The organism is Halomonas sp. AOP43-A1-21 (assembly GCF_052376775.1).
In the GTDB taxonomy this organism is placed as follows: domain Bacteria; phylum Pseudomonadota; class Gammaproteobacteria; order Pseudomonadales; family Halomonadaceae; genus Vreelandella; species Vreelandella colorata.
In genome coordinates, this window is record NZ_JBQSWC010000002.1 from 156,987 (window position 1) to 181,691 (window position 24,705).

Here is a 24,705-nt window from a genome sequence, read left to right on the forward strand (position 1 = left end):
CGTATAGTAAAGCCCTGAGGTTCTAAAACCTCGGGGCTTTTTAGTGGGATTTGATCAAGCTTGCGAAGCTTCTAAGGCAAGTTGTTCAACCGTGTTCGATACGTTACGCGCGCCCAATAAGATTTCATTAACAATGTTTTCAATTTCACCAACGCTTGCCTGGCTTGATTTACCCTGTTCAACGACCAGCTGCATGGCCTCGGTGGTTTTCATTACTAGCGCCGTATTCTCTTTCAGCAACTGAGTAATTTCAGTTACCGCATTACTTGAGCCTGTCGCTAGCTGCCGAACTTCGTTAGCAACCACGGCAAAACCGCGTCCCTGTTCACCCGCCCGGGCAGCTTCTACAGCAGCGTTCAGCGATAGCAAATTGGTTTGGTTGGCAATGCGGGCAATGGAGGCTGTGATGCTATTGATGCTCTTGGCCTGTTCGTTCAGCGCTTCGATCAGCCGCTGAGCTTCCGCTATGGTCTGGGCGGCCTGGTCGGTATCGCGCATGACTCGCTGCAGATGGTTTAGGCCGTTTTGAGCTATTTGTTCTGTCTGCGTTGACGTACTTTGTGCCGAAGAAACCGCTTGCTTAGTCGCTTCCGCTTCTTCAACGGCACGAGTGATATCGGTGGCAAACTTGACCACTTTAAATACCTTGCCGTTGGAATCAAAAATAGGGTTATAGGTGGCTTCTAGCCAAACGCTTTTGCCTTGTGCATTAATGCGCTCAAATTTACCCTGCATCAGCTCGCCCTGGGATAAAGACTGCCAGAAATGTGGATGCGTTTTATAAAAGTCCTCAGAGCAAAACAGCTGATGATGTACCCCAATAATTTGTTCATTGCGGTAACCCATTGTGCGTTCAAAATTCTCGTTGGCATTGAGTACGTTGCCTTCAGGGGTAAATTCAATTACCGCCATGGAACCGTTTAGCGCCTGAAGAACGGCATTTTTACGCTCAGCCTGGAGGTGAGCATCGGTGATATCGTTGGCTAACTTAACCACTTCACGGACGCGGCCCCGCCGGTCACAAATCGGAAGGTAAGTAGCTTCCAGCCATACTTCGTTGCCTTGGGCGTTAAAACGCCGGAACGTACCTCGATGGCTTTCACCGGCCGCTAACGCTTGCCAAAACGCCTGATATTCCGGCGTCTGGGCTTCAGCTTGACTGCAGAACATGCGGTGGTGCTGGTCGCGCAGGTCGTTAAGGGTATAGCCCATGACGTCTAAAAACAGCGGGCTTGCGGTTTTGATATCGCCAGTCGGTGTAAAGGTAATGAACGCGGTGTGCTGTTGGACAGCGGTGCGTAAATGTGAGCTGGATCGTAAAGGTAGCATTAGTCGTGTGCTCATCGTATAGGGTTGGTATAATTTTTCTAAAAGATTAGTATGAGCTTACACCAAAAACACAGTTTTTTTCGTTTAGTGACAGTTGAATAAAATCGTAATATTTAGTTACCGCTAATTGATGTTATTTAATGGAGGGGTTCGCTCAGCACTTCAATAATATGGCATTGCTTAACACTGCCCCCCGCGCATTGGTCAATGGTCTGGGTTAACTCATCACGTAGTGCGGTAAGGCGAGCGATACGCGACTCCACCTCCGCCAAGTGATGCCTTGCCAGTGCATCTACCTGTTGGCAGGGCATGGAGGGGTGATCAACCATTACCAAAAGCTCACGTATCGCATCCACAGAAAAACCGAAATCTCGTGCATGACGTATAAACGTCAGACGGCGGATAGCGGCAGGAGTATAACGCCGCTGATTACCTTGATTACGTGGTGCTGAAGGCAGTAACCCTATGCGCTCGTAATAGCGCACCGTTTCAGGCTTGCAGCCGGACAGACGTGCCAATTCACCAATGCCTACTTGCTGCTCAGAAATAGATTGTTGTGGTATTTGCTCTTTCATGGCTTGAACCTCTAGTCGCTACAGGTATTACGCTGTCATTACGATAGGAGATTAAGGAAGCGAGTGCCATGTCTACTAGTCAACACAGCAGGTCGGATATCTTAACGCTCCATGTGCAAGGCATGGATTGCGGCGGGTGTGAGCGAAAAGTTGAAGCAGCATTGAGTCGCTTGGACAACATTCATCACGTCGCTGCCAGCAGTATCAGCGGTACGGTAAATATTGTCAGCGATGATAAAACGCGCCCTAACCGGCAAGCAGTGGAAGAAGCGCTGATACGTTTGGGGTACATCCCCGTAACGGCCGACTCATCCCAGTCCAGCTCGCCCGCCTGGTGGCAAACACCTAAAGGAAAGCTGGTGCTTTTGAGCGGAAGTTTGCTTTTGCTGGCATGGCTTTGCACGCTGGTTTGGCCAGCAGCTGGCCACTGGCCATTTTTGGCGACAACGCTGGTGGGGCTGATACCCATCGTACAGTCGGCATGGCGTGCCTTACGCATGCGCAATCCGTTTACCATTGAAATGCTGATGAGCATTGCCGCCGTGGGGGCGCTTGCTATTGGGGCCTTGGCAGAGGCCGCCGTAGTGGTATTTCTATTCGCGGTAGGAGAGCTGCTTGAAGGCGTTGCCGCGACTCAGGCGCGGCGGCGTATTTCGGCGCTCACGAATTTAACTCCCTCAACGGCACGGCTGTTAGTTGACGGCGTAACACGTGAAGTCGCTGCATCAACCTTAATGCCGGGTCAGCATGTTGTGGTGCGCCCCGGCGACAGAGTACCTTGCGATGGCTATATCCTTTCAGGCGAATCATCAATTGATGAATCACCGGTCACTGGAGAATCAGTGCCTCGCGCTCGCTTGGTCGATGACGACGTCTTTGCTGGTACGATTAACCTGGATGCCTTGATAACGATAGAGGTAACTCGCCGCGCTGAAGACAACACCCTCGCGCGGATAGTGAGGCTTGTTGAAGAAGCGCAGGCCAGTAAAGCACCAGTGGCACGTTTCATTGATCGTTTTGCCCAGATATATATGCCTGCTGTGGTGGTGGCCGCGTTGTTAGTTGCGTTGGTGCTTCCGCTGGCATTTGATATGACGTGGTCGGAGTCCACCTATCGAGCGCTCACGCTGTTATTGATTGCCTGCCCTTGTGCTCTGGTGATCTCAACGCCTGCAGCTATTGCCGCTGGGCTCTCCAGTGCAGCACGGCATGGGTTGCTGATTAAAGGCGGGGCTGTGCTGGAACAGCTAAGCCATCTTAAGCGGGTGGCCCTTGATAAAACGGGCACATTAACCGCGGGCGCTCCACAAGTAACCGATATTGAGGTTGCAACGCCGGGTGCTGAAACCCGATTACTGCGCCTGGCAGCGACTCTTGAACAGGGCGCTAATCATCCCATCGCAACCGCTATTACTAATCATGCGCAGGCGCAGGGCATTATCCCGTTAAACGAGGCGGTCTCTGTGCGCTCGCTGCCTGGGAGCGGGGTGATAGGCCACGTAGACGACAGTGAGGTAATGCTCGTTAGTCCCCGCTATCTGGCGCATATCGGACTGCCTTTAGATTCATGGGCAGAGCGTATCCAGACGCTTGAGCGGCAGGGGAAAAGCGTTGCCCTGTTAATTGAAAATCAAGTGCTGTACGGGCTAATTGCTTTACGTGATGAGCCGCGTGAGGACGCACTCGAAGGCATACAGGCACTTAAAAAACTGGGTGTGGAAGTGATTATGCTCAGCGGCGACAATAACCAAACGGCGCAAGCCATTGGAGAAAAGCTGGGGCTTCAAGCGTACGGTGAATTGATGCCTGATGATAAGGCGCAGCGGGTACGTGAATGGCAAGCAAAAGGATTAGGCCCGGTGGGTAAGGTCGGTGATGGGATTAACGATGCCCCGGCTTTGGCCGCGGCAGAGATAGGCATCGCCATGGGCAATGGGACCGATATAGCCTTGGAAACGGCGGATGCGGCCCTGCTGAAAAATCGCGTTAGCGGGGTCGCGGAGTTGATTAAACTATCCCGGGCAACGCTTTTTAACGTGAAAACCAATGTAGCGCTGGCGTTGGGCTTCAAAGCGGTTTTTCTGGTCTCTACGTTGCTGGGCGTAACCGGTATGTGGGTGGCCGTAATGGCAGATACAGGGGCAACGGTTTTGGTAACGCTAAATGCCATGCGTCTGCTACGTTATCGTTTTTAGCATGGCTGACTGAGAAACCAGCGTTTGTTGATCAAGGAACCTGCTCCAGGCCCTGAGTATAGAAGGGCCTGGATTCTCTAACGCTATGCTTCGACGTACTCAACCAACGCTTGGGCGAACGTGTCAGTGGTGCCTGTACCGCCCATGTCGGGGGTTACCATCTCGCGGCGCGTCTCAAGTACTTCACGGATACCTTGACGAATTGCCTCCGCTTTAGCATTCATGCCCAGGTGGTCAAGCATCTGCGCGGCGGCCAGCAGCAGGGCGCAGGGGTTGGCAAGCTTTTTACCCGCAATATCCGGCGCTGAGCCGTGCACCGCTTCAAAAATCGCGGCTTTTTCGCCAATGTTCGCTCCAGGAGCCAGGCCCAAACCACCCACTAACCCAGCACAAAGGTCTGAGAGAATATCGCCAAACAGGTTTGTGGTGACCACGACATCAAACTGATGCGGGTTCATCACCAGCTGCATACAGGCATTATCAACAATCATTTCCTGAAACTCGAGTTCGGGATACTCTTTGGCGATTTCGCGCGCCACTTCAAGAAACAGGCCTGAACTGGTTTTAATGATATTGGCTTTATGAACAGCGGTGACCTTTTTACGCCCCTGGTTTTTAGCCAGCTCAAACGCATAACGTACAATGCGCTCCGACCCTTTACGGGTCACCTTGATAACGGAAATACCGGTGTTGCCGTCGTCGATCATCTCCTGCCCGTCAGACAGATAAGCGCCTTCGGTATTTTCGCGCACGGTAATCATATCGATATCTTCAAAGCGCGATTTAGTACCTGGGAAGCTAATGGCCGGGCGCACGTTAGCGTAAAGGTCAAAGTGGCGGCGAAGCTGAACATTGATGGAAGAAAAGCCTTTGCCGATGGGGGTCGTAAGAGGGCCTTTAAGCGCAATGCCGTGTTTCTCAATGGCATCCAGTGATGCTTGAGGAATGAGCGTGCCATGTTTTTCAAGCGCTACCAAGCCTGCATCAACAAACTCATAGTTCAAGCCACACTCAAGGGCATTCAATACCTTTAAGGTGGCGTCCATAATTTCTGGACCGATGCCATCGCCTTCAATAACCGCAATCGTTTGGCTCATGTGTTGTTCCTCTGATGTCAATGACCGCTGGCCGCTATCGTTGACCAAGCGTATAGCGTGCGCTTTACGCGCTTGACCCCTATGGTAAGCGATGGCTATGCAGCAGGTCATCTCGCGCTGGGTATTCAAGTGTTTAATTAAACGTTTCTTGCGCTGGGGTGCAGAAAGGATGGCGTGCTGGTAAACTCTTCGCCTGCTCTGCCGTTTAACCCGCAATGGCAAGGCAGCTTCGTAAAATATCACGGCAAGGCATACGCGCAATGAAACACTCATTGGCAACATCTGTATTACTTACCGCTGGGTTGATGACTCCACCCTAGGTAATTCCCTTCTTTACCAACGTCACTGCGCGTAAGCGCTTCCACGGCGTTACGGCATTCTATTGCCGTTATTTGGCTACTGACGCTCTTGGCGTCTTCATTTTATAGCCTGACTCATACAATCTGATCCTAATGACGTGACATCTAGCCCTACATGGCGGTGTTGGCACGTCGTGTTTAATCCGTAACTATGGACTCCCTGAATGGCACTTTTCAGCAAGCATGAGTGGTTTTCCAATATTAAAGGCGACACACTTTCGGGCCTGGTAGTCGCGTTGGCGCTCATCCCCGAGGCCATTGCGTTCTCGATTATCGCCGGTGTTGACCCGAAGGTGGGTCTTTATGCCTCGTTCTGTATCGCGGTGATCATCGCCTTTACCGGTGGTCGGCCCGGGATGATTTCGGCAGCGACCGGTGCCATGGCACTACTGATGGTAACGCTAGTACGTGAACATGGCCTTGAGTACCTGCTGGCCGCCACACTGTTAACTGGCGTGTTCCAGATTATCGCCGGCTATTTAAAGCTCGCCGAGCTAATGCGCTTTGTGTCGCGTTCGGTCGTGACAGGCTTTGTTAATGCGCTGGCGATTCTGATTTTCATGGCGCAACTGCCTGAGCTGACCGACGTTACCTGGCACGTCTACGCCATGACGGCGGCGGGCCTGGGGATTATCTACCTGTTTCCGTACCTGCCCGTTATCGGCAAGTCGCTGCCTTCGCCGCTGGTGTGCATTGTGGTGTTGACCATCGTATATATGGTGAGTGGCATGGATATTCGCACCGTGGGCGATATGGGCGAGCTTCCGGATACCCTCCCGGTATTTCTGTGGCCGAGTGTGCCACTTAACCTTGAAACGCTGATGATTATCCTGCCGTATGCGCTAATGCTGTGTGTGGTGGGCCTGCTCGAATCCATGATGACCGCAACTATTGTGGATGATTTGACCGATACTCCCAGTGACAAGAATCGCGAATGCAAGGGACAGGGCATGGCCAACATTGGCGCCGGTCTGATGGGTGGTATGGCGGGCTGCGCGATGATCGGTCAGTCGGTGATCAACATAAAATCCGGTGGCCGTACGCGTCTCTCTACATTGATTGCGGGCGTTGTACTGCTGTTGATGGTGGTGTTTCTGGCGGATTGGGTATCCCAGATTCCCATGGCGGCGCTGGTAGCGGTTATGATTATGGTGTCGATCGGTACCTTTAGCTGGGCGTCGATTCGCGATCTCAAAAAGCACCCTTTAAGCACCAATATTGTCATGCTGGCGACCGTTGCTGTCACGGTAGGCACGCACAACCTGGCCATTGGGGTATTCGTGGGTGTGCTGCTCGCAGCCCTGTTCTTTGCTAATAAAGTGGGCAACATTCTTTACATCGGCTCAACTGAGACAGAGGCAGGTAATAGACGTGAATATCAGGTGGTAGGGCAGGTGTTTTTTGCCTCCTCCGAGCGTTTTATGGCGGCCTTTGATTTTAAAGAGAGCCTTGAGAGAGTAATAATCGATCTATCCAAGGCGCACTTTTGGGATGTTACTGCTGTGCAAGCCCTTGACCGCGTGGTAATCAAATTCCGCCGCGAAGGCACCGAGGTAGAGCTTGTTGGCTTAAGCGAAGCCAGTGCCACGGTTGTGGATCGTTATGCAGTGCACAATAATCCTGAGGCTGTTGAAAAACTCATGGGCGGCCACTAATTAACACAAGGAGAGCAACATGAGTGAGCAAGTAATCGCCGCGATTGATGGCTCAGAGTTTTCAGAAGGTGTGTGCGACTACGCTGCCTGGGCAAGCTTGGCGCTAAATGCACCCCTGTGCTTTGTGCATGTGTTGGACAACCACTCAGCAGCGCCCAGTGAACAGGATCTTTCAGGTAATCTACATTTTGGCGCCCGCGAGCATTTGATGGAGGAGCTTTCAGCGCTTGATGAGCAGCGCGCCAAAGTGAACCGCGAGCAGGGGAAGCTAATGCTGGAAGCCGCTCAGAAGCGGACGAAAGCGAAAGACATTAGTGACTCGACTACCCGCCAGCTAAATGGGACGCTGGTGGAAACCTTGGTAGCGCTTGAAAAAGACATACGGCTACTGGTGGTAGGTAAACGTGGCGAGACGGCCCACCAGGCCAGCGGCCATCTGGGCGCCAATCTTGAGCGCGTCGTGCGTGAAATGCATCGACCGATTCTCATGGTCCCGGCTACCTTCAAGCGGCCTGAAAAGGTGCTGATCGCCTTCGATGGCAGCAAAACGGCTCGCAAGGGAGTAGAAATGCTGGCCCGCTCGCCGCTGTTTGCGGGCAGCGAGTGCCATGTATTGATTGTGGGTGCCGAAACGGCAGAAAATCACTCCCAGCTTGACTGGGCGCTGGATAATCTTCGCGAAGCGGGCCACCAGGCAGAAGGTGCTATTCGTGCAGGTGATGTAGACGAGGCATTACAGGCCTATGTGCAGGAGCACGGCATTGATCTGCTGGTGATGGGCGCCTACGGGCACTCGCGCATTCGCCATTTGCTGGTGGGCAGCACGACGACCGCGATGCTCCGCGGTAGCCATATCCCGGTGCTGATTCTGCGCTGATCGATAGCCAGTGATGTTTGAAACCTGTGCGGTTCAAGGCCGCCTCGCTACTGGTTGGCGGGGCGGCTTTCTTGTCCATGGCCTTCAGGCAGCAGCCGGTTGGGCACCCAGCGCAGGAAAACGATCATGCCGAAAAGCTCGACCAGCGACTGAAAGACAATCACCACCACGGCGACCTGCAAGGCTTCCGGCAGGGCCAGGGCAATGGGCAGCATGACAAACGAATTGCGCGTGCCAAAGCTGAAGGCCAGCGTTCTGGCGCTGGCTACAGGAAGCCTGAACAGCGTGCCCAATAGCTTCCCCAGCCATCCCGCAAACATCAGAAAACCTATAAAGATAAGCACTACCTGGGCCATCACATAATAAAGCCCGTCTAGGCTATTCACCTGCGACGCCGCTATGGTAAAGACCACCAGCGCAAGCAATGGCACGGGAAGTATGCCCAAACAGTAAGTGATCTTCTTAATGCGGGGTTGCCGAGCGCCAGCGTACTCGGTCAGCCAGGCCAGCGCTAACGGCAGTAAAATAAAGCCTGCAAAAGCGCCCAGTAGCGCCGTCGAAAAGGTAAGCAGAAACCACTCGCTGCCTAAGAACAGCCACAGGTAGAGCGGCAACGCGATTATCTGCACCAGCAATAGCAGCGGGGTGGCGGCAATGGCTCGCGCAGTATCGCCTTTACCTAAGTGGGTGAAGCTGATAAACCAATCGGTGCAGGGCACTAAAAGTACCAGTAACACACCGGCCAGCACGGCGGGGGAAAGCGGGAGCCACAGCAGCATCATGGCTAAAAATGCCGGAATAGCCACAAAGTTGCCGACCAGCAGGGCGATCATAAAGCGGGTATCGGTGGCACCTTGTGCTATGCGTAGCAAAGGGATCTGGGTAAACGTTACGTAGAGCAGTACGCCTAATAGTGGCCACAATAAACGGTCAAAAGACGCCGTTAGCTCTGGCGCATAGGCGCCTAGCGCTAAGCCCGCACAAATAAAGCCAAGATATATCCAGGACTGATGTTTTTCCATCTGGTCACGCATTAAGGGGGAGTGCTCCTGGCCGCTTAGGGTTAACGGTGGCTGGTGTAGGTTTTTATGAGCGCGCCATGCGATCGCCTACTGCAGCGGCGCCCAGCCACAGCGGTAGGCTAACCACTAGATACACAAGCGCAAGGCCCGGCTTGCCTATATCAATAAAATGCAGTGTCTCTACGCTGAACAGTGAGAACGTCGTAAAGCCGCCACAAAATCCTGCGATGCCAAAAGGCTGCCACCAACGGGTAGGCGCAAGCGTTGCCACAGCGGCTAACCAGCCAATCAGCCACGAGCCTGCCACGTTGGCCAGCAGCGTGCCCCAGGGGAAATAGCTGCCCAGCGTTGCTTGAGCACCAAGCGATACCGCATAGCGCATTGCGCTACCCAGACCGCTGCCAATGCCTACGGCTAAATAATGCTGCCAAGCCTTCATGAGCGGCTCCCGGATAACAGCCAGCCCACATAAGCCATACAAAGGCCAAGCAACAGCGTCGCGATAATATTGGTAATAGCCCTTATAGAATGGCCACTTCGCCAAAGCCCAAGCGTTTGTAAGCTGAATGACGAGACGGTGGTGTAACCCCCGAGTAGCCCGGTGACGCTTATAAGCCAAAGCGATGAAGTAGCGTGCTCAGGAAAGCCCTGTGTGCCTAAAAGCCAGCCAGCCGCCAACGCGCCGCTAGCGTTTACACAAAGCGTACCCCAGGGGAATTGCTGTCCATACTTTTTGGCGAGCAGGTTTGCAATTGCAAAACGCCCCATGCCGCCAAGCGCGCCGCCTAACGCCACTAATAAAAAACTCATCATGCCAAGCCCCTGCTGACGTCATCGGGTGCGCCCAATGGCTGGGTTTTAAGCTAAAAGCGCCAAAGTGTATCACGCCATTCTATGGAGGTAGGAAGAGGCGCTAATGGCGATATGAGTAGACAGAATCCCCAGAAAGAACTAATACACAGGTAAGAGCCAATAAAAATTAGCGCCCCTTGCTAGTCGATCACTCCACCTAAACGAGGAATAGGTCATCAGCGCAGTGTCTGCACTCACTTGAAGAGGTCGCTTATGTCTGACTACGTTTTAGCCGCTATTGATCGCTCCCCGTTTGCAGAAGGTGTTTGCCAATATGCCGCATGGGCAGCAAAGGCGCTGGATGCTTCACTCACGTTTATCCATGTGGTCGAGCATGACGCTCAGACGGTGAGTCCTGACCTGACCGGTCATCTGGGTTTGGGGACCCGTGAGCATTTACTGGAAGAGCTAGCTAACGTTGATAAGCAGCGCGCTAAAATTGCTCGCGAACAGGGTCGCTTATTGCTTGAGGCAGCGACGACGTGTGCCGAAAAGGCGGGTATTGCAGAGTTTGAAAGCGTGCAGCGTCATGGAACGCTGATCGAAACCCTCACCGACCAGGAGCACACGTTACATTTGCTGGTTCTCGGGAAGCGTGGGGAAACAACCCATCTGGCAAACGGCCATGTAGGCGCCAACCTTGAACGCGTTGTCCGAGAAATGCAGCGTCCCATTCTGATGGTGCCCAGGGAGTTTATCCCGCCTCATAAAGTCATGATGGCTTTTGATGGCAGTGCGACGGCACGTAAGAGTATTAAGATGGTGGCGAAAAGCCCGCTGCTTAAGGGGCTTGAGTGCCATGTGGTGCTGGTGGGTGCAGAAACCGCCGAAAACCGTCTACAGCTGGCCTGGGCATTAAAAGCATTGCGCGATGAGCAGCATAGCGTTAAAGGCGCGATACATGCAGGCGATGTAGAAGAAACGCTGCGCCATTATCAGCAGGACCATAAGATCGATATGCTGGTGATGGGCGCCTATGGACACTCGCGCATTCGTCGTTTATTACTGGGCAGCACGACCACTACAATGCTGCGAAAAACCCAGGTGCCGGTACTGATTTTGCGCTAACGGTACTTCCGGCACGTCTGTCATACGCGAAAACAACCCTTGGCAAACGGCTACAGATGTAGCTTTTCATCGGCTTGCCAAGGGCGTAACTGCATAGACCTTAAATATTAGGCCTTAAACATTAGACCGTAAGCGCGCTTTCGGACGACTGCTGAGCGCTCTTATCGGCGTTTTGCGCCGCTAAATTGATCCCTGAAATCAGTGCTTTCAATGAAGCACTCACGGTATCGCTATCTTCAGCAAAGGCACAGATCCGCTGGCCGTCTATGTTGAGCTGCACAAAGGCAATGGCATTGGCTTCGCTGTCGCCGCCTAGTGAGTGTTCGCTGTAATCTATAATGCCGATACTGGTACCGGAATGTTTCTGCCAGGCGTCGGTAAACGCGGACATAGCGCCATTACCTGAACCCGCTAAACGCAGCGTTTCACTGCCTTGCCAAAGGGTAACTTCAAGCCCTTCGCGCTGGCCCTTGGAGAGCTGGTAATCCGCCAGCGAAAGCGGTGTGTCCTGAGTGAAGTTGTCGCACATCACTTGGCGAACCATCTCGCTTGAAAGCTCGCTGGCGCGATCTTCACTCTCTTTTTGCACATAGGGAGCGAGTGCCAGCATCATCCAACGTGGCAGGTTGATGCCGTAGTCACGCTCCAACAAGAAGGCCATGCCGCCCTTGCCGGATTGGCTGTTAACCCGAATCACCGCTTGATAATCGCGGCCAATATCGTGAGGGTCAATCGGCAAATAGGCCACTTGCCACGGCTCATCAGTCTTCTGGTGTTTCAAGGATTTGCGAATCGCATCCTGGTGGCTGCCCGAGAATGCGGTATACACCATTTCGCCTACCCACGGGTGGCGTGGATGCATGGCAATCCCGGTGCACTCGTTGACCACCTGGATGATTTCATCGGGGTTGGAAAGATCAAGCTTGGGATCAATGCCCTGGCTATAAAGATTCATGGCCAGCGTCACGATATCCATGTTGCCGGTACGCTCGCCGTTGCCCAGCAAAGTGCCTTCTACTCGGTCGGCCCCTGCCAATAAAGCAAGCTCTGCTGAGGCCACGGCACCGCCCCGGTCGTTATGGGTATGTACCGAGATAATCACGCTGTCGCGACGGCTAATGTGCTGGCAGAAGTATTCGATCTGGTCGGCATGGTGATGGGGGCCGGCCACTTCGACGGTCGTCGGCAGGTTGAGAATACATTTGTTCTCAGGGGTTGGCTGCCAGACGTCCATGACTGCTTCGCAGATAGCCAGTGAGAAATCGATTTCGGTGCTGGAGAAACTTTCTGGGGTGTACTCGAAACGCCACTCAATGTCAGGGTATTGGGCGGCGTAGGTTTTGACCCAGTTAGCACCCTGAACGGCAATATCAGTAATGCCATCGCGGTCCATCTCAAAAACGCGCTCGCGCTGAATGGTTGAGGTGGAGTTATACAGGTGGACAATGGCTCGCTTGGCACCCACTAACGATTCAAAGGTCTTTTCAATCAGGTGCTCGCGGCACTGTACCAGCACAGCAATGGTGACATCGTCCGGAATCTGGTTTTCTTCAATTAGCCAGCGGACAAAATCAAAATCGGGCTGGCTGGCGGAAGGAAACCCCACCATGACTTCTTTAATGCCCACCTTGACGATCTGATGCCAGAAGCGTTTTTTCTGCTCAACGGTCATCGGCTCCAGCAGCGCCTGGTTACCGTCACGTAGGTCTTCACTTACCCAGATCGGCGCGCGATCAAGGTCTCGGTCAGGCCATTGGCGGTTAAACGCAGGAACGCGCGGTGCTGGGCGATATTTACGATGATCGAAAGCAGACATGGTGAAATTCCTAAGGGTTAATGACTTGGAAAACTGGCCGCTTGTGGTGTAGGCCTTGGTGCATTAAAACACGCTCATCGGTGCAGACTCATGATGCAGAGTATGGCACGCAACTGTTAACTGCTTTTGGCAGTGTGGATAGTGTAACGGGTTTGTGGCGCTAGGTTGTTGCTAAAAATAGATAAAAATGGCATTAATTGGCAGTATATTTTAATAAATTGAAATTTATTAGCAGGAGCTGCTTATTATGTCGATAACGCCATTGACGCTGGATCGCTTTGATCGCCAGATTTTGGCTATCCTGCAGCAGGAAGGGCGGATCAGCAACCAGGAGCTTGCCGACCGAATTGGCCTTTCGGCGTCGCCCTGCTTACGCCGGGTCCGCGCGCTGGAAGAGCACGGCTTGATTATGCAATATCGCGCCGAGGTAGATGCCCGCCAGTTGGGTTATCAACTGATGGTGCTGCTGCACATTGCGATGGATCAACATACCTCTGAGCGATTTGAGAACTTTGAACACCATATCCGACAGATTCCCAACGTCATTGAGTGTTTGATTATTACCGGGCAGGCTGCCGATTTTCAGTTAAAAATTTTGGTGCGCGATATGGATGACTACCAGCATTTGCTGCTGCACGTGATCAACCGTATTGAAGGGGTCACCGGTGCACATACAAGCTTTGTGCTTCGCCGGGTTTTCGAGCACCGACCCGTGCCCAGCGAACGCTGAGCACGAAAGCATGGTCAGCGATTAGATAGCCGTTTACACTGCCTTTTTACCCATATGCAGTGGAGTCTTCTATGTCTATCAAGCGTCACGATACCAAAGCCCGTATGAGCCGCGCCGTTATTCATCAGGGCGTTGCCTATTTATGTGGCCAGGTGGCCGGGCCTGAAGCGCGCAATGGCGATATTACCGCGCAGACACAAAGCATGCTGGCCCGCGTCGATGCACTGTTAAAAGAGATTGGTTCCAGCCGCGAGGAGCTGCTCAGTGCCACGATTTATCTCAAGGATGGCAGCGATTTCGCCGCCATGAATGACGTTTGGGACGCCTGGGTACCCGAAGGCTATGCGCCGGCTCGTACCTGCGTGTGTGCTCCGATGCCTGCCGACGAATTAAAAGTAGAAGTTAGCGTAACGACGGCTGTTTCGGCCTAACGATTATTGGCTGGACGAATCTAGCGGAAAGCGGGTATCACGCAGGCTGTCTTTGATTTTCTTAAGGTGCGGCAGGAAATCCTCGCCGCGCCGCAGCGTGACCCCGGTGGCTAGCGCGTCAATCAGTGTGAGCTGAATTACCCTGGAGGTCATCGGCATATAGTGGTCGGTATCTTCTGGTGTCGCCACATCCAGGGTGGCGCTGCACTCTGCACTCAGCGGTGAGTCTGGCGCAGTAATACCCAGCACCACCGCTCCGGCTTCACGCGCCACGCGCGCGATGTCGACCAGCTCACGGGTACGCCCGGTGTAGGAGATAATCACCACCACATCACCGGTATGGCAGGCTGCTGCCACCATGCGCTGCATCAGGACGTCGACGTACGCCATCACCGGCAGGTTGAAGCGGAAAAACTTATGCTGGGCATCCTGAGCGACAGCCCCTGACGCGCCCAAGCCAAAAAAATGGATCTGTTTCGCCTGGGTTAGATAATCAACCATGCGCTCGACGGCTGAGATATTGATGTCACGCTGTGCTTCATCCAGTGCGGCAATCGTTGCGCCAAAAATTTTGTGTGTGTATTGGGCGGCCGTATCACCAGGCTCTACCGCGCGAGTGACATACGGGGTTCCGCCTGCCAGGCTTTGGGCCAGTTTGATTTTAAAATCTGGATAGCCCTTGGCGCCAAAGTTGCGGCAAAACCGATTAACAGTAGGCTCACTGACGCTGGCCGCCTGGGCGAGGCTTGCGATGCTTAAGCTGGTTGCCGCGGCCGGATCTTCTAAAATCACATTAGCGACTTTGCGCTCGGAGCGATTTAAATCTTCTAAGCGTTCGCGTAAGCGATTAAGCAAATCATGCGCCATTAAACAAGCTCCGTGTCGTGAGTGGCATAGGCTGTGGAGCCCAATTATTACACCAGGCAACAAAGTCATCGGCAGGTAATGGGCGGGCATAATAAAAGCCTTGCGCAGCTTCACAACCGATAGAGCGCAGGTATGCCGCCTGTGAGGCGGTCTCAATACCTTCTGCTACTACATCGCAGCCCACCGCATGTGCCAACTGGGTAATCATAACGGCAAGCTGACGATCCACGGCATTTTTTTCAAGATCCATCACAAACGCACGGTCGATCTTTAGCGTAGAGAAGGGCAGCGTTTTTACATAAGCAAGCGATGAGTGGCCAGTGCCAAAGTCATCAATAGCCACGGCCACGTTCATTCTGGCGAGCTGAGCCAGCTGCACGCGGGCATTTTGCATATCGCTCATTAAGCCTGACTCGGTCACTTCCAGCGCTAGAAAACGTTCAGGAATGTCATACGCTGCCAGTCGATCCAGCAGTTTTTGGGCGAAGTCTTTACGCGTTAACTGGCGCGCAGCCACATTGACCGCGATATGAAAATGATCGTTGAGCAGCCCCTGCTTTCGCCAAGTTACTATTTGCTGCATGGTTTCTTCGAGCACCCATTCGCCAATCGCCAGAATATCCCCGCTGGCTTCTGCCAAAGGAATAAAGTCTGCAGGCGAAATATGCCCAAGTTCAGGGTGGTGCCAGCGCAGCAAGGCTTCTGCACCAATAATCTGTTGGGTCGCCAAAGAGATTTTAGGCTGAAAGGCCAGCGACATCTCGCCACGCTGAGGGGCGCCGCGGATGGCTTGTTGAAGGTTGAGCCGGTGGCGTTGCTGTACTTCCAACGTTTCCTGATAGCGTTGAATGCGCAGGTTGCCGCCCCTATGCGGCAGCGCCAGCGCCGCCATATGTACCAGCCGTTCGATTTCAAAGCGCCCACTTGCCCAGCTAATTCCAATGCGCGCATCCAGTGGCAAGAGCAAATCACCCAGCGCCTGATCCTGTTCAAAGGTGCTGAGCAACCGCGTGGCTAATTGTTCAAGCTCATATTGGTCGCTGACCGGGGTGATGACCAGGAGTTCGCTTCCGCCCCACAAGCCCAGCAGACCAATATTATCCAAATGTGCAGAGAGCTGCTGACTCGTATGTGCAATCAACTGATCAGCGATGCTATAGCCGTGCAGCCGAACCACATTATCCAAATCATCCAAAGCGATAAATAAAAGCCCTGTGCCTGAGGCTGACAATGCAGCTTCTCGAAGTGCCTGCATTAAGCCGCGTCGATTGGGTAATTGGGTTATGGAGTCGGTGCGCGATTGGCGATTCAGCTCTTGGGTACGCTTGGCCACCATGCGCTCAAGCGTTTCGGCTTGTTGGTCGCGTACCTGATAGCGATGCTCAAGGCTAAGCGCATTGCGAATGCGCTGAAGTACCTCATCATGATTGAAGGGTTTGGTAATAAAGTCGCGTGCGCCCATATTGAGTGCGCGGTAACGAGTTTCATCGTCAATTTGTGCGGTAAGCACAATAATTGGCGGCATTTGATGGGAAAATTGTTTTTGCAGCAGGGAAATCAGTGCATAGCCATCCAGGACAGGCATCCGAATATCCAGCAGTATTAAGTCTGGCTTTTGTAGCTGACAATGAGCAAGAACATGGCTTGGGTCGCTAATTCCATGTACCTGAGTAAAGCCGTTGTCGTCTAGCAGATCCAGTAGCAGCTCAACGTTGATAGGGTTGTCATCCACTACTAGCACATGTTTACTGGCTAGGTTCATGGCTCCTTCCCTGGGGCTAGGCTAATAAACTTGGTAAGCGTGGTGGCGAGTCTATCAATATCTAAAGGTTTGGTAAGATAGGCGTCAAAGCCTGCGGCAAGACCGTGCTTGATATCCCGTTCCATTGCGTTAGCCGATAACGCAATAATATGAATACCGCGTAACTGCTCATCTTTTTGGATTACATCCAACGCCTGAAAGCCGTTCATTCCTGGTAGGTGTATGTCCATTAATACAATGTCCGGCGGCGATTGACGCATCAACTCTAAACCAATTTCGGCACTTGGCGCCATCACTAGCTGAAGTTCCTCAATATCCTCAATGATGTCTTCCATTAGCCGTTGGTTGGTCGGGTTATCTTCGATATAGAGCAGCTTATAAGCACGCAGGTTATTAATCGGGAAGCTAGTAATACCTGACGTATGGCGCGCAGGGTTGAGCGTCGATGGGTCGGCTATGGGTAAGGTAAACCAGAATGTGGCACCGTTGCCCAACTCGCTTTCCACGCCCACCTGTCCATTCATGCGCTCAATTAATTGGCGTGTGATCGCAAGGCCTATACCGGTACCCTCAATGGCCCCATATTCAGCATCCAGACGGTTAAAAGGTTCGAACAACTCATGATGGCGTTTCGGCGAAATTCCAAACCCAGTGTCGGTGATGTTAATACGTATGCTGTCGTCACATTGTTCGACAGCAATGGTAATTTTGCCTGCTTCACAGTTGTACTTAATGGCATTGGATAACAGATTTAAAAGGACCTGTTTGGCGCGTGTATAGTCTGCAACGACCTGGCAGGGAACGGACAGAGGCGATCGTATCAAGGTGATATCAGCCGCTTCCATCGTCGCTTCTAAAGTAGAGCAGGCATCATCTATAACGTTTTCAATCAGAATTGGCTCAATCGAAAGGGCCATTTGGCCCGCTTCGATTCTTGCTAAGTCGAGTACTTCATTGATCAGGTTTAATAGGTGTTGACCACTTTTTTCGATCTGATTGATTTGGCGCTGTTGTTTACTGCTTAGCGGGTCGCGGCGGCCTTTGCCCAGAAGTTGGGAAAATCCGATAATAGCGTTGAGCGGGGTGCGTAACTCGTGGCTCATCGAAGATAGAAATTCACTTTTACTTTTATTGGCTTTTTCAGCCTGATCACGGGCGGCGGCCAGGTCATGCATTACCTGTTCGCGCTCTGCCATTTGGCCATAAAGATTAATTAACAGGGCGCAGGTATCGGTAAACGGCTGTAGCCAGTCGAGCAGTCCCTGATTGAGTGGTTGCTTGCTGTTGGCAATCGCGTACATGCCAATAAGCTCTTCACCGTTAAAAATCGGCACACCCAGGTAGTTGGATAACGTCGGATGCCCAAGTGGAAAACCGCCGCGCTGGATGTGGGTATAAACGTCATTGGTCATGACGACTTCGCCAAAGGCAAATACACGACCCAGTAGCGAATTAGGGTTGGTCAGCATCATATCGCCACTGCGCAGGCTCTCCATCAACTGACGTGACTCAGCGTTCCAGGAAAGATCGGTAATGGCATGAATTTTAAGTGCATTGGTGGTATCGGTAGGTAACACCTCGCCAATCAACGCATAGTCGCTGTCGGTTAGCTCGCGCAATGCTTCCATAAGAAACGTCCATAAGCGCTCGCCCGACATCAGCGCCTGGTAGTCGGTTATCCCTTGGTGAAGCACTTTTAGCAGGCTCTGCTCTTTATTAGTGCGCTGGTTGGCGGCGTGTATATCGCTTAAATCGGTCAAAATGCCCAAAAATTCAACGACTTCTCCCTGATCATTGGGGATAGTGTTGACCGCTAGATGAACGGGTATGACATGACCATCTTTGTGCTGGGCGTAGACTTCTCGGCCACGGCCAATAATTTTAGGCTCACCGCCAGAAAGGTAGCGGGCAATAAAACCGTCGTGGTGTGAGGCGATATCGGGCGGTGTTAGAATGGCTACGTTTTTGCCAATCAACTCGTCTTCGGTATAACCAAGTAACTGCACGGCAAAAGGGTTAACGGCAATCATATTGCCAGATCGATCAATGCGCACTTTGCCGGTAGCGCTTTTAGTAAACAGTGCCTCAAATCGGCGCGCCGTACTGGTTAGTGCTTCACTTAGTGTGCGCTGATTCAGTAGCTCTTCAACCTGTTGGGCAAGACCTTTCAAAATGTTTTGTTCACGCGCTGAAAAGCTTCTGGGCTTTCGGTCAATCAGGCAAAGAGTGCCCACGGGTAGGCTGCCGTTTGGGCGTAGGGGGTAGCCTGCATAAAAGCGGATAAACGGGGCATCACTGACCAGGTCATTATCATTAAAGCGTAGATCGTTGTATGTATCTTCTACCACCAGAAAGGCATCCTGGGCGATAGCGTGAGCGCAAAATGAAACGCGGCGCTCTGTCTCGCAGGCATCAATTCCTTGGCGTGATTTAAACCACTGACGATCTTTATCAACCAGAGAAACTAGTGCAATAGGAACATCAAAGATTTCCCTGGCCAATTGAGTGATACGGTCAAAAGATGCTTCAAGGGGGGTGTCGAGAATATTCAGAGCCTGCAATGCCGCGAGGCGTTGTGCTTCGTTATGGGGCGTATCGGCGGCTTGCATAAGGTTCCTAAATGAAAAAAATATGTAAAGTAATGTATGTCTATTATCGGTCGCTGATTAATAAACTTTAACCAAGCCGAAGTAAGTTTATTAGCCAGCGCCGGTAGGGAGGATGTAAAAATCGGCTTGTAGCACGCTTTGCCTGATGAAATACACTACGTAAATGGCTAAAGCGATCGAATCCACTACGCCCGTGATACGCACCCATGCCGCTTTCGCCCACGCCGCCAAACGGCAGAGTGGGAACGGCGTGATGCAGCAGCGTTTCATTAAAGACCAGGGCGCCGGAACGCGTGGTCTTTAACAGCCGCGATTGTAGCGTTTTATCGTTGGTAAAGGCATAGAGGGCAAGTGCATGCGGGCGCGCGTTAATGAATGTAAGCGCGGCGTCGATGCTTTTGACGCTAATGACAGGCAGTCCTCGGCCAAAAATCTCCTCGCGCATGATGCGTAGATCCTGGGTCGGGTCTATGACCAGCGAGGGCGCGTAGTCACCATGATCAATGACACGGCAGCCATGGTTACGCGCTTGTGCCAACATTTCTTCAATGCGCTGTTGATGCGCTTCATTGATGGGCTGTGTTACCTCGCGGCTATCCGGGCGCTGATGCACAATAGCGCGGCTTAAAGCGCTTATCAGCGCATCTAAATGACGGCTTTCCACCAGCACATAGTCCGGCGCGAGGCACGTTTGGCCACCGTTAAACGCTTTGCCGAAGATAATTGCAGCGGCGGCTTTATCCATGTCAGCATCGCCTGCCACCAGCACAGGCGATTTGCCGCCCAGCTCCAGGGTGACCGGGGTAAGGTTTGCCGCCGCGGCACTGGCTACTTGGCGCCCCACGCTGGTCGAGCCGGTAAATACCAGATGATCAAAGGGCAGCGCACTAAATTCCTGCGCGATTGATGCGTCGCCCTGGATTACCGAGAGTTCGTCCTGAGTAAAATATTGTGCGACCAGACGTGCAAGCAGAGCGCTGGTGTGCGGGGACAGCTCACTAGGCTTCAGCATCACCACGTTGCCTGCCGCAAAGGCGTCAATGACGGGCATTAATGCCAAACTCCACGGGTAGTTCCAAGGCGAGATAACCCCCACGATGCCTAACGGCTGGGGTGAGATGCGCGCTCGGGCGGGCAGTAAACGCCAAGGCATGCTAGCGCGCCAAGGTCGCATCCAGTGCCAAAGGTGGCGGCGCGTATAGCTAATCGCCTGTATCACGCTGTTAATTTCTGCCAGGCGGATTTCGACGGCACTACGCTGACCGAAGTCCGCCTGAATGGCGCGAACAATGTCGTGCTGATGCCGCTTGGTCATTTGCGCTAAACGCGCCAGGCGCTTGCGCCTCACACTTAACGTTGGGAAAGGGGTCTGATTAACAGCATGCCGCTGGGCGTTAAAAATGCCTGTTAAATCGTGCGTCATAGCCTCTCCTTATTTCTCGCCTGATTGTTCGTACCTGAATGTCATGGGCGAAATAGCTGTCGCGATAAGCGCCAGGTTAACTGAGTTAAGCGTCAACCGGGGTTAATGATAAAGTAACGCCAGATGACAAGAGGCGACCACCTCGCATTTCGGGAGATACCATGCCTACATGTCCGCTAAAGCTCTCTAGTTTATCTGCCATGAGCGATATTAAAGCAAGCCAGTGGGACGCCTTGGCTGGCGATCAGCCGTTTTTGCGCCATGCCTTTTTAAATGCACTGGAACTCAGCGGCTCGGTAAGCCGTGAGACAGGGTGGGAGCCATGCCATGCCTGCGTTTGGCAGGGCGACCAGCTGGTCGGCGCACTGCCAATGTACCGTAAGCATCATTCGTACGGTGAATACGTATTCGATTGGGGGTGGGCTGAAGCTTTTGAAAAAGCGGGTGGAGACTACTACCCCAAGATACTCAGCGCCATTCCATTTACTCCCGTTCCAGGCATGCGCACGTTGTTGGCCAAAACGTTTGATGTAGATGCGGTTCGCGCGCTGCTGGCCTCCGCTTGGCAGTCACTGTGTGAGCAACAGTCGCTCTCCAGCTGGCACTTACTGTTTGCCGATGAAAACGACGTGGCGGCCTGGCAGGCCCAGTTCCCTGAGTTGATTGCCCGTGAAGGTGTGCAGTTTCAGTGGCGGGATGCAGGCTTTGGCGACTTTGATGGCTTTTTGGCAAGCCTCACCTCCAAACGCCGCAAAATGATCAAGCGTGAGCGACGTCTGGTCGCCGAGCAGGGGCTCACGCTGGCTCGCCTGGAAGGCGAGAACATTTCGCCGGAGGCGATGACCCACTTCTATCGCTGTTATTCGATGACATACCTGGAGCGGGGTCGCTCCCCTTATCTGAACAAGGCATTTTTTGAGCAGTTGCGCCAAACCATGCCTGAAGCGCTGATGCTGGTGCAGGCGCGTCTGGATGGTCAGCCGGTCGCGTCGGCCCTTTACTTTCGTAATGAAAAAACGCTTTATGGCCGCTATTGGGGCAGTGAGGTGGTTGCTGACTGCCTGCATTTTGAAGCCTGTTATTATCAAGGCATAGAGTACTGCTTACAGCGGGGGTTGACACTTTTTGACCCCGGTACCCAAGGCGAGCATAAGTTAATACGCGGTTTTGCGCCCCAACGCATACGCTCGCTGCACTATTTGGCTCATCCAGGCCTCGCGGCCGGCGTTGCCCAGTTCTGTCAGCAGGAAGGTGCGCATATCAACGCGTACCGGGAAGCGGCTTATAAAGCCTTGCCATTCAAATAATGTGCGGCTCGCTGATGGTTCTGCATAATGGCATAATGCGCGCCGTTACCGTGGATGGCTGTAGCTTCTTTAATCCTTATATCATTTAGTCTTTATGTCAGGAGATCGGTGATGCACAAATGGCTGGTGGTTGCGCTACTTGCCGTGCTGGGCTTGCTCCAATATACGCTGTGGTTGGGCAATGGTGGCTTACGTGATCTGCAAGTAGTGGAACAACGCGTTGCGATGCAAGAGGCCGATAACCTGCCCATGCGTGAACGTAACGCCCGTCTGGCGGCCGAGGTCACCGATCTCAAAAACGGCTTGGATGCTATCGAAGAGCGTGCCCGAAGCGATATGGGCATGGTTCGCAGCGATGAGCAATTTTTCTGGGTACCCGGGGTGGCGATCGCGACCGAACTGATAGGCATTAACGCAGGCTTGGTGACCCAGCCTCGGCTGAACCGAGAGTAATCTGCACAGTGAATGCATTTGCGATGAGTAAGCTCGGAGAGTGGCGGTGAGCAGGGCATTGTGGTTAGTGGTGCCCGCTGCGGGCCAAGGGCGACGTATGGGCGCCGATAAGCCCAAACAGTATTTGATGCTGGATGAGCAACCCATCCTTGCGCGCACCCTGGCGCGGCTTTATCAGGCGTTTCCGCACGCCACGCTGGTGCTGTGCCTGGATGCCGACGACCGCTGGTTTCAGCCTGACTGGGTGCCCTTTGCCCACTGGCAGCGCGTGCCCGGCGGTACGGAGCGTATGGACAGCGTATTGAATGCGCTGCATGCCATGCAGGCGCGCGACAACGACATTGTGATGGTGCACGACGTGGCGCGCCCGTGTATTACCCCGGGGGATCTGCGGGCGCTTTATCAGGCCGCATCAACTCACGCAGGCGGTGCGCTATTGGCGATGCCTGTGGCCGATACCATGAAGCGGGCCAATGCCGAGCAGCTGAGCGCCCATACCGAACCCCGCGATGGGCTTTGGCATGCTCTGACGCCTCAGGGGTTTTCCTACGCGCTGCTGCGTCAGGCGCTCGAGAGCGCCCGGCATCAAAAGCGAGTAGTGACCGATGAAGCTTCGGCGGTCGAAGCGCTGGGCCATCAACCACGCTTAGTCAGCGGACGTCGGGACAATTTAAAAGTCACCCATCCTGATGATCTTGCCCTTGCTGCCGCTATTTTAGCAGCACAAACAGACCCGCTTATTTAGGAGCGCCTAATGCGTATTGGCCATGGATTTGACGTTCACCGCTTCGGCCCCGGCGACCATTTAATGATCGGTGGCGTTAAACTGCCGTTTTCGCAGGGCTTTGTAGCCCACTCCGATGGTGATGTATTGCTGCATGCGATTAGCGACGCGCTTTTAGGCGCCTGCGCGCTAGGCGATATCGGTCACCACTTCCCTGATACGGACGCCGAATGGGAAGGCGCGGACAGCCGAGCGCTGCTGCGTCATGTCATGGTTCTGGTTCAGGCTGAAGGTTTTGGCATTGTTAACCTGGACGCCACGCTGATGGCTCAGGCGCCGAAAATGGCACCGCATATTGAAATAATGCGCCAAACCATCGCTGATACGCTGGGCGTTTCGCTTGGTCAGGTGAACGTTAAGGCGACTACGACTGAGCAGTTAGGATTTACCGGGCGTGGGGAAGGAATTGCCGCTGAAGCCGTGGTATTGCTCGGCCGGCTTGAGGAACCCAATGAGTAAGCTTCCTAGCTGGCAGCGCCGTTTGGATGACACGTTTGGGCCGCCCAGGCCCGGCCAGTATCGTGCCCAGCCTGAAGATTTTCTGGTTGATGAACACTTGGACTTCACCCCGGAAGCGCACGGAGAACACCTTTGGCTGCGGCTTGAGAAACGCAATCAGACCACGCTGGATGTGGTGAAAAGCTTAAGCCGACTGTGTGGCGTTACCCAGCGGGATATTGGCTATTCGGGCATGAAGGATCGGATTGCCGTCACGCGCCAGTGGCTAAGCGTGCATTTGCCTGGGCGCGAAGCGCCTGACAATCTGGCTGCCTCGCTTGCGGCGCTAGGGATTAAGGTGTTGGAGCAGGCCCGCCACCCGCGCAAGTTAAAGCGCGGCGTTCATCGCACAAATGGTTTTACTCTGCGCTTAACGGGCGAGGCCATCCAGGCCGATGATTTTGAAAACCGTTGGCAGGCGCTATGCAGGCAGGGCGTACCCAACTATTTTGGTCCCCAGCGCTTTGGCCCTGAAGGGCGCAATTTACACCGCGCCGAGGCACTGCTGGCGCGCGGTTGGCGTAAGCGCGATGATCGACAAGGGATGCTGCTTTCCACCGCGCGAAGCTTTCTGTTTAACGAACTGTTAAGCACCCGGCTGTCGGACGGCACCTGGAACCAGCCTGTCGCGGGCGATACGCTGATGTTAGACGGCACGCAAAGCGTGTTTAACGTCGATTCAGTGGATGAAAGCCTGATATCCCGCGCCGCTGAGCTGGACGTGCATCCAACCGGCGTGCTGTGGGGCGTGGGTGACAAAGCCTCTGAAGATGCAGCGAGCTATGAAACGCAGCTATCCCAGCAGTACCCTGCGCTGTGTGCCGGTTTAGAACAAAGCGGTGTGAAGCGGTCGCGCAGAGCCTTGCGCATGCGATTAACCGCGCCCCAGCTCACCTGGGAATCCGATGCCGTGCTACTCTCGTTTGCGTTACCACGAGGCAGCTTTGCTACTGCCGTCATCGGTGAGTTGATTCACCACCCCGATATGGCGTGATA

The 24,705-nt window shown here is 53.5% G+C and carries 22 protein-coding genes; 11 read left to right on the plus strand and 11 right to left on the minus strand.

The window, feature by feature from the left end; all coding sequences use genetic code 11:
- Window positions 1–54 precede the first annotated feature (54 nt).
- The gene (locus ACT3R7_RS02005; RefSeq protein WP_193092310.1) at window positions 55–1,329 is read right to left on the minus strand and encodes a methyl-accepting chemotaxis protein; all 1,275 of its coding nucleotides are present in this window, start codon (window positions 1,327–1,329) and stop codon (window positions 55–57) included.
- A 137-nt stretch (window positions 1,330–1,466) separates the two neighbouring features.
- On the minus strand, window positions 1,467–1,904 hold the full coding sequence (locus tag ACT3R7_RS02010; RefSeq protein WP_193092311.1) for a MerR family transcriptional regulator: 438 nt from the start codon (window positions 1,902–1,904) through the stop codon (window positions 1,467–1,469).
- A gap of 68 nt (window positions 1,905–1,972) precedes the next feature.
- On the opposite strand from ACT3R7_RS02010, the gene ACT3R7_RS02015 reads away from it, so the two are divergent.
- On the plus strand, window positions 1,973–4,099 hold the full coding sequence (locus tag ACT3R7_RS02015) for a heavy metal translocating P-type ATPase (protein ID WP_193092312.1): 2,127 nt from the start codon (window positions 1,973–1,975) through the stop codon (window positions 4,097–4,099).
- Between the two features lie 83 nt (window positions 4,100–4,182).
- On the opposite strand, the gene ACT3R7_RS02020 is transcribed toward ACT3R7_RS02015, so the two are convergent.
- A complete protein-coding gene (locus ACT3R7_RS02020; protein WP_193092313.1) occupies window positions 4,183–5,196 on the minus strand; it encodes an isocitrate dehydrogenase in 1,014 nt (337 codons plus the stop codon).
- A gap of 523 nt (window positions 5,197–5,719) precedes the next feature.
- Here ACT3R7_RS02020 and ACT3R7_RS02025 point away from each other — a divergent pair.
- A complete protein-coding gene (locus ACT3R7_RS02025; protein WP_193092314.1) occupies window positions 5,720–7,210 on the plus strand; it encodes a SulP family inorganic anion transporter in 1,491 nt (496 codons plus the stop codon).
- Between the two features lie 19 nt (window positions 7,211–7,229).
- Window positions 7,230–8,087: a universal stress protein gene (locus ACT3R7_RS02030; protein ID WP_192536951.1), complete on the plus strand. Its 858-nt coding sequence runs from the start codon at window positions 7,230–7,232 to the stop codon at window positions 8,085–8,087.
- A 47-nt stretch (window positions 8,088–8,134) separates the two neighbouring features.
- Here ACT3R7_RS02030 and ACT3R7_RS02035 read toward each other — a convergent pair whose 3' ends face one another.
- The 3 genes from ACT3R7_RS02035 to crcB are packed head-to-tail and all read right to left on the minus strand — an operon-like array spanning window position 8,135 to window position 9,922.
- Window positions 8,135–9,121 carry an arsenic resistance protein gene (locus ACT3R7_RS02035; RefSeq protein WP_193092315.1) on the minus strand — a complete coding sequence of 329 codons (987 nt, stop codon included), beginning with the start codon at window positions 9,119–9,121 and terminating at the stop codon, window positions 8,135–8,137.
- Window positions 9,122–9,173: 52 nt separating this feature from the next.
- Window positions 9,174–9,548, minus strand: a complete 375-nt coding sequence (locus tag ACT3R7_RS02040; protein WP_192536953.1) for a fluoride efflux transporter FluC — start codon at window positions 9,546–9,548, stop codon at window positions 9,174–9,176.
- Entirely contained in the window at window positions 9,545–9,922 is a 378-nt protein-coding gene (gene crcB / locus ACT3R7_RS02045; RefSeq protein ID WP_192536954.1) for a fluoride efflux transporter CrcB, read from the minus strand. The genes ACT3R7_RS02040 and crcB overlap by 4 nt, the downstream gene beginning before the upstream one ends.
- Window positions 9,923–10,174: 252 nt before the next feature.
- On the opposite strand from crcB, the gene ACT3R7_RS02050 reads away from it, so the two are divergent.
- On the plus strand, window positions 10,175–11,029 hold the full coding sequence (locus ACT3R7_RS02050; protein WP_193092316.1) for a universal stress protein: 855 nt from the start codon (window positions 10,175–10,177) through the stop codon (window positions 11,027–11,029).
- Between the two features lie 121 nt (window positions 11,030–11,150).
- Here ACT3R7_RS02050 and ACT3R7_RS02055 read toward each other — a convergent pair whose 3' ends face one another.
- Complete coding sequence (locus ACT3R7_RS02055; protein ID WP_193092317.1) at window positions 11,151–12,845, minus strand: 2-isopropylmalate synthase; 1,695 nt, start codon at window positions 12,843–12,845, stop codon at window positions 11,151–11,153.
- Between the two features lie 247 nt (window positions 12,846–13,092).
- Between ACT3R7_RS02055 and ACT3R7_RS02060 the strand changes: the two genes are divergently transcribed.
- Both ACT3R7_RS02060 and ACT3R7_RS02065 read left to right on the plus strand, forming a co-directional pair.
- Window positions 13,093–13,575 carry an Lrp/AsnC family transcriptional regulator gene (locus tag ACT3R7_RS02060; protein ID WP_192536957.1) on the plus strand — a complete coding sequence of 161 codons (483 nt, stop codon included), beginning with the start codon at window positions 13,093–13,095 and terminating at the stop codon, window positions 13,573–13,575.
- A gap of 71 nt (window positions 13,576–13,646) precedes the next feature.
- The gene (locus tag ACT3R7_RS02065; RefSeq protein ID WP_192536958.1) at window positions 13,647–14,006 is read left to right on the plus strand and encodes a RidA family protein; all 360 of its coding nucleotides are present in this window, start codon (window positions 13,647–13,649) and stop codon (window positions 14,004–14,006) included.
- A 3-nt stretch (window positions 14,007–14,009) separates the two neighbouring features.
- Here ACT3R7_RS02065 and ACT3R7_RS02070 read toward each other — a convergent pair whose 3' ends face one another.
- The 4 genes from ACT3R7_RS02070 to ACT3R7_RS02085 form a co-directional block, all read right to left on the minus strand.
- Window positions 14,010–14,873 carry a MurR/RpiR family transcriptional regulator gene (locus tag ACT3R7_RS02070; protein ID WP_193092318.1) on the minus strand — a complete coding sequence of 288 codons (864 nt, stop codon included), beginning with the start codon at window positions 14,871–14,873 and terminating at the stop codon, window positions 14,010–14,012.
- The gene (locus tag ACT3R7_RS02075; protein WP_193092319.1) at window positions 14,863–16,635 is read right to left on the minus strand and encodes an EAL domain-containing response regulator; all 1,773 of its coding nucleotides are present in this window, start codon (window positions 16,633–16,635) and stop codon (window positions 14,863–14,865) included. Before ACT3R7_RS02075 ends, ACT3R7_RS02070 begins: the two co-directional genes overlap by 11 nt.
- The gene (locus ACT3R7_RS02080; RefSeq protein WP_193092320.1) at window positions 16,632–19,244 is read right to left on the minus strand and encodes a hybrid sensor histidine kinase/response regulator; all 2,613 of its coding nucleotides are present in this window, start codon (window positions 19,242–19,244) and stop codon (window positions 16,632–16,634) included. The genes ACT3R7_RS02075 and ACT3R7_RS02080 overlap by 4 nt, the downstream gene beginning before the upstream one ends.
- Before the next feature lie 67 nt (window positions 19,245–19,311).
- Window positions 19,312–20,667, minus strand: coding sequence for an aldehyde dehydrogenase family protein (locus ACT3R7_RS02085; protein WP_193092321.1), 1,356 nt, complete (start codon window positions 20,665–20,667; stop codon window positions 19,312–19,314).
- 161 nt (window positions 20,668–20,828) lie between these two features.
- Between ACT3R7_RS02085 and ACT3R7_RS02090 the strand changes: the two genes are divergently transcribed.
- The 5 genes from ACT3R7_RS02090 to truD all read left to right on the plus strand — a co-directional run bounded on the left by ACT3R7_RS02090 (window position 20,829) and on the right by truD (window position 24,703).
- Entirely contained in the window at window positions 20,829–21,974 is a 1,146-nt protein-coding gene (locus ACT3R7_RS02090) for a GNAT family N-acetyltransferase (protein WP_193092322.1), read from the plus strand.
- Between the two features lie 111 nt (window positions 21,975–22,085).
- Window positions 22,086–22,427, plus strand: a complete 342-nt coding sequence (gene ftsB / locus ACT3R7_RS02095) for a cell division protein FtsB (RefSeq protein ID WP_018916423.1) — start codon at window positions 22,086–22,088, stop codon at window positions 22,425–22,427.
- A gap of 46 nt (window positions 22,428–22,473) precedes the next feature.
- Window positions 22,474–23,172, plus strand: coding sequence for a 2-C-methyl-D-erythritol 4-phosphate cytidylyltransferase (ispD, locus tag ACT3R7_RS02100; protein ID WP_193092323.1), 699 nt, complete (start codon window positions 22,474–22,476; stop codon window positions 23,170–23,172).
- 9 nt (window positions 23,173–23,181) lie between these two features.
- Entirely contained in the window at window positions 23,182–23,670 is a 489-nt protein-coding gene (ispF, locus tag ACT3R7_RS02105) for a 2-C-methyl-D-erythritol 2,4-cyclodiphosphate synthase (RefSeq protein WP_193092324.1), read from the plus strand.
- Entirely contained in the window at window positions 23,663–24,703 is a 1,041-nt protein-coding gene (gene truD, locus ACT3R7_RS02110) for a tRNA pseudouridine(13) synthase TruD (protein ID WP_193092325.1), read from the plus strand. The genes ispF and truD overlap by 8 nt, the downstream gene beginning before the upstream one ends.
- The last annotated feature ends 2 nt before the right edge of the window (window positions 24,704–24,705 follow it).

Coding starts and splice junctions, on each gene's coding strand:
- ACT3R7_RS02040 (WP_192536953.1), bottom strand. CDS start 9,548: ATGAAGGCTTGGCAGCATTATTTAGCCGTAGGCATTGGCAGCGGTCTG.
- ACT3R7_RS02035 (WP_193092315.1), bottom strand. CDS start 9,121: ATGCGTGACCAGATGGAAAAACATCAGTCCTGGATATATCTTGGCTTT.
- ACT3R7_RS02020 (WP_193092313.1), bottom strand. CDS start 5,196: ATGAGCCAAACGATTGCGGTTATTGAAGGCGATGGCATCGGTCCAGAA.
- truD (WP_193092325.1), top strand. CDS start 23,663: ATGAGTAAGCTTCCTAGCTGGCAGCGCCGTTTGGATGACACGTTTGGG.
- ACT3R7_RS02075 (WP_193092319.1), bottom strand. CDS start 16,635: ATGAACCTAGCCAGTAAACATGTGCTAGTAGTGGATGACAACCCTATC.
- ACT3R7_RS02030 (WP_192536951.1), top strand. CDS start 7,230: ATGAGTGAGCAAGTAATCGCCGCGATTGATGGCTCAGAGTTTTCAGAA.
- ACT3R7_RS02055 (WP_193092317.1), bottom strand. CDS start 12,845: ATGTCTGCTTTCGATCATCGTAAATATCGCCCAGCACCGCGCGTTCCT.
- ACT3R7_RS02080 (WP_193092320.1), bottom strand. CDS start 19,244: ATGCAAGCCGCCGATACGCCCCATAACGAAGCACAACGCCTCGCGGCA.
- crcB (WP_192536954.1), bottom strand. CDS start 9,922: ATGATGAGTTTTTTATTAGTGGCGTTAGGCGGCGCGCTTGGCGGCATG.
- ACT3R7_RS02060 (WP_192536957.1), top strand. CDS start 13,093: ATGTCGATAACGCCATTGACGCTGGATCGCTTTGATCGCCAGATTTTG.
- ACT3R7_RS02015 (WP_193092312.1), top strand. CDS start 1,973: ATGTCTACTAGTCAACACAGCAGGTCGGATATCTTAACGCTCCATGTG.
- ACT3R7_RS02090 (WP_193092322.1), top strand. CDS start 20,829: ATGCCTACATGTCCGCTAAAGCTCTCTAGTTTATCTGCCATGAGCGAT.
- ACT3R7_RS02085 (WP_193092321.1), bottom strand. CDS start 20,667: ATGACGCACGATTTAACAGGCATTTTTAACGCCCAGCGGCATGCTGTT.
- ACT3R7_RS02010 (WP_193092311.1), bottom strand. CDS start 1,904: ATGAAAGAGCAAATACCACAACAATCTATTTCTGAGCAGCAAGTAGGC.
- ACT3R7_RS02050 (WP_193092316.1), top strand. CDS start 10,175: ATGTCTGACTACGTTTTAGCCGCTATTGATCGCTCCCCGTTTGCAGAA.
- ACT3R7_RS02070 (WP_193092318.1), bottom strand. CDS start 14,873: ATGGCGCATGATTTGCTTAATCGCTTACGCGAACGCTTAGAAGATTTA.
- ACT3R7_RS02005 (WP_193092310.1), bottom strand. CDS start 1,329: ATGCTACCTTTACGATCCAGCTCACATTTACGCACCGCTGTCCAACAG.
- ispF (WP_193092324.1), top strand. CDS start 23,182: ATGCGTATTGGCCATGGATTTGACGTTCACCGCTTCGGCCCCGGCGAC.
- ftsB (WP_018916423.1), top strand. CDS start 22,086: ATGCACAAATGGCTGGTGGTTGCGCTACTTGCCGTGCTGGGCTTGCTC.
- ACT3R7_RS02065 (WP_192536958.1), top strand. CDS start 13,647: ATGTCTATCAAGCGTCACGATACCAAAGCCCGTATGAGCCGCGCCGTT.
- ACT3R7_RS02025 (WP_193092314.1), top strand. CDS start 5,720: ATGGCACTTTTCAGCAAGCATGAGTGGTTTTCCAATATTAAAGGCGAC.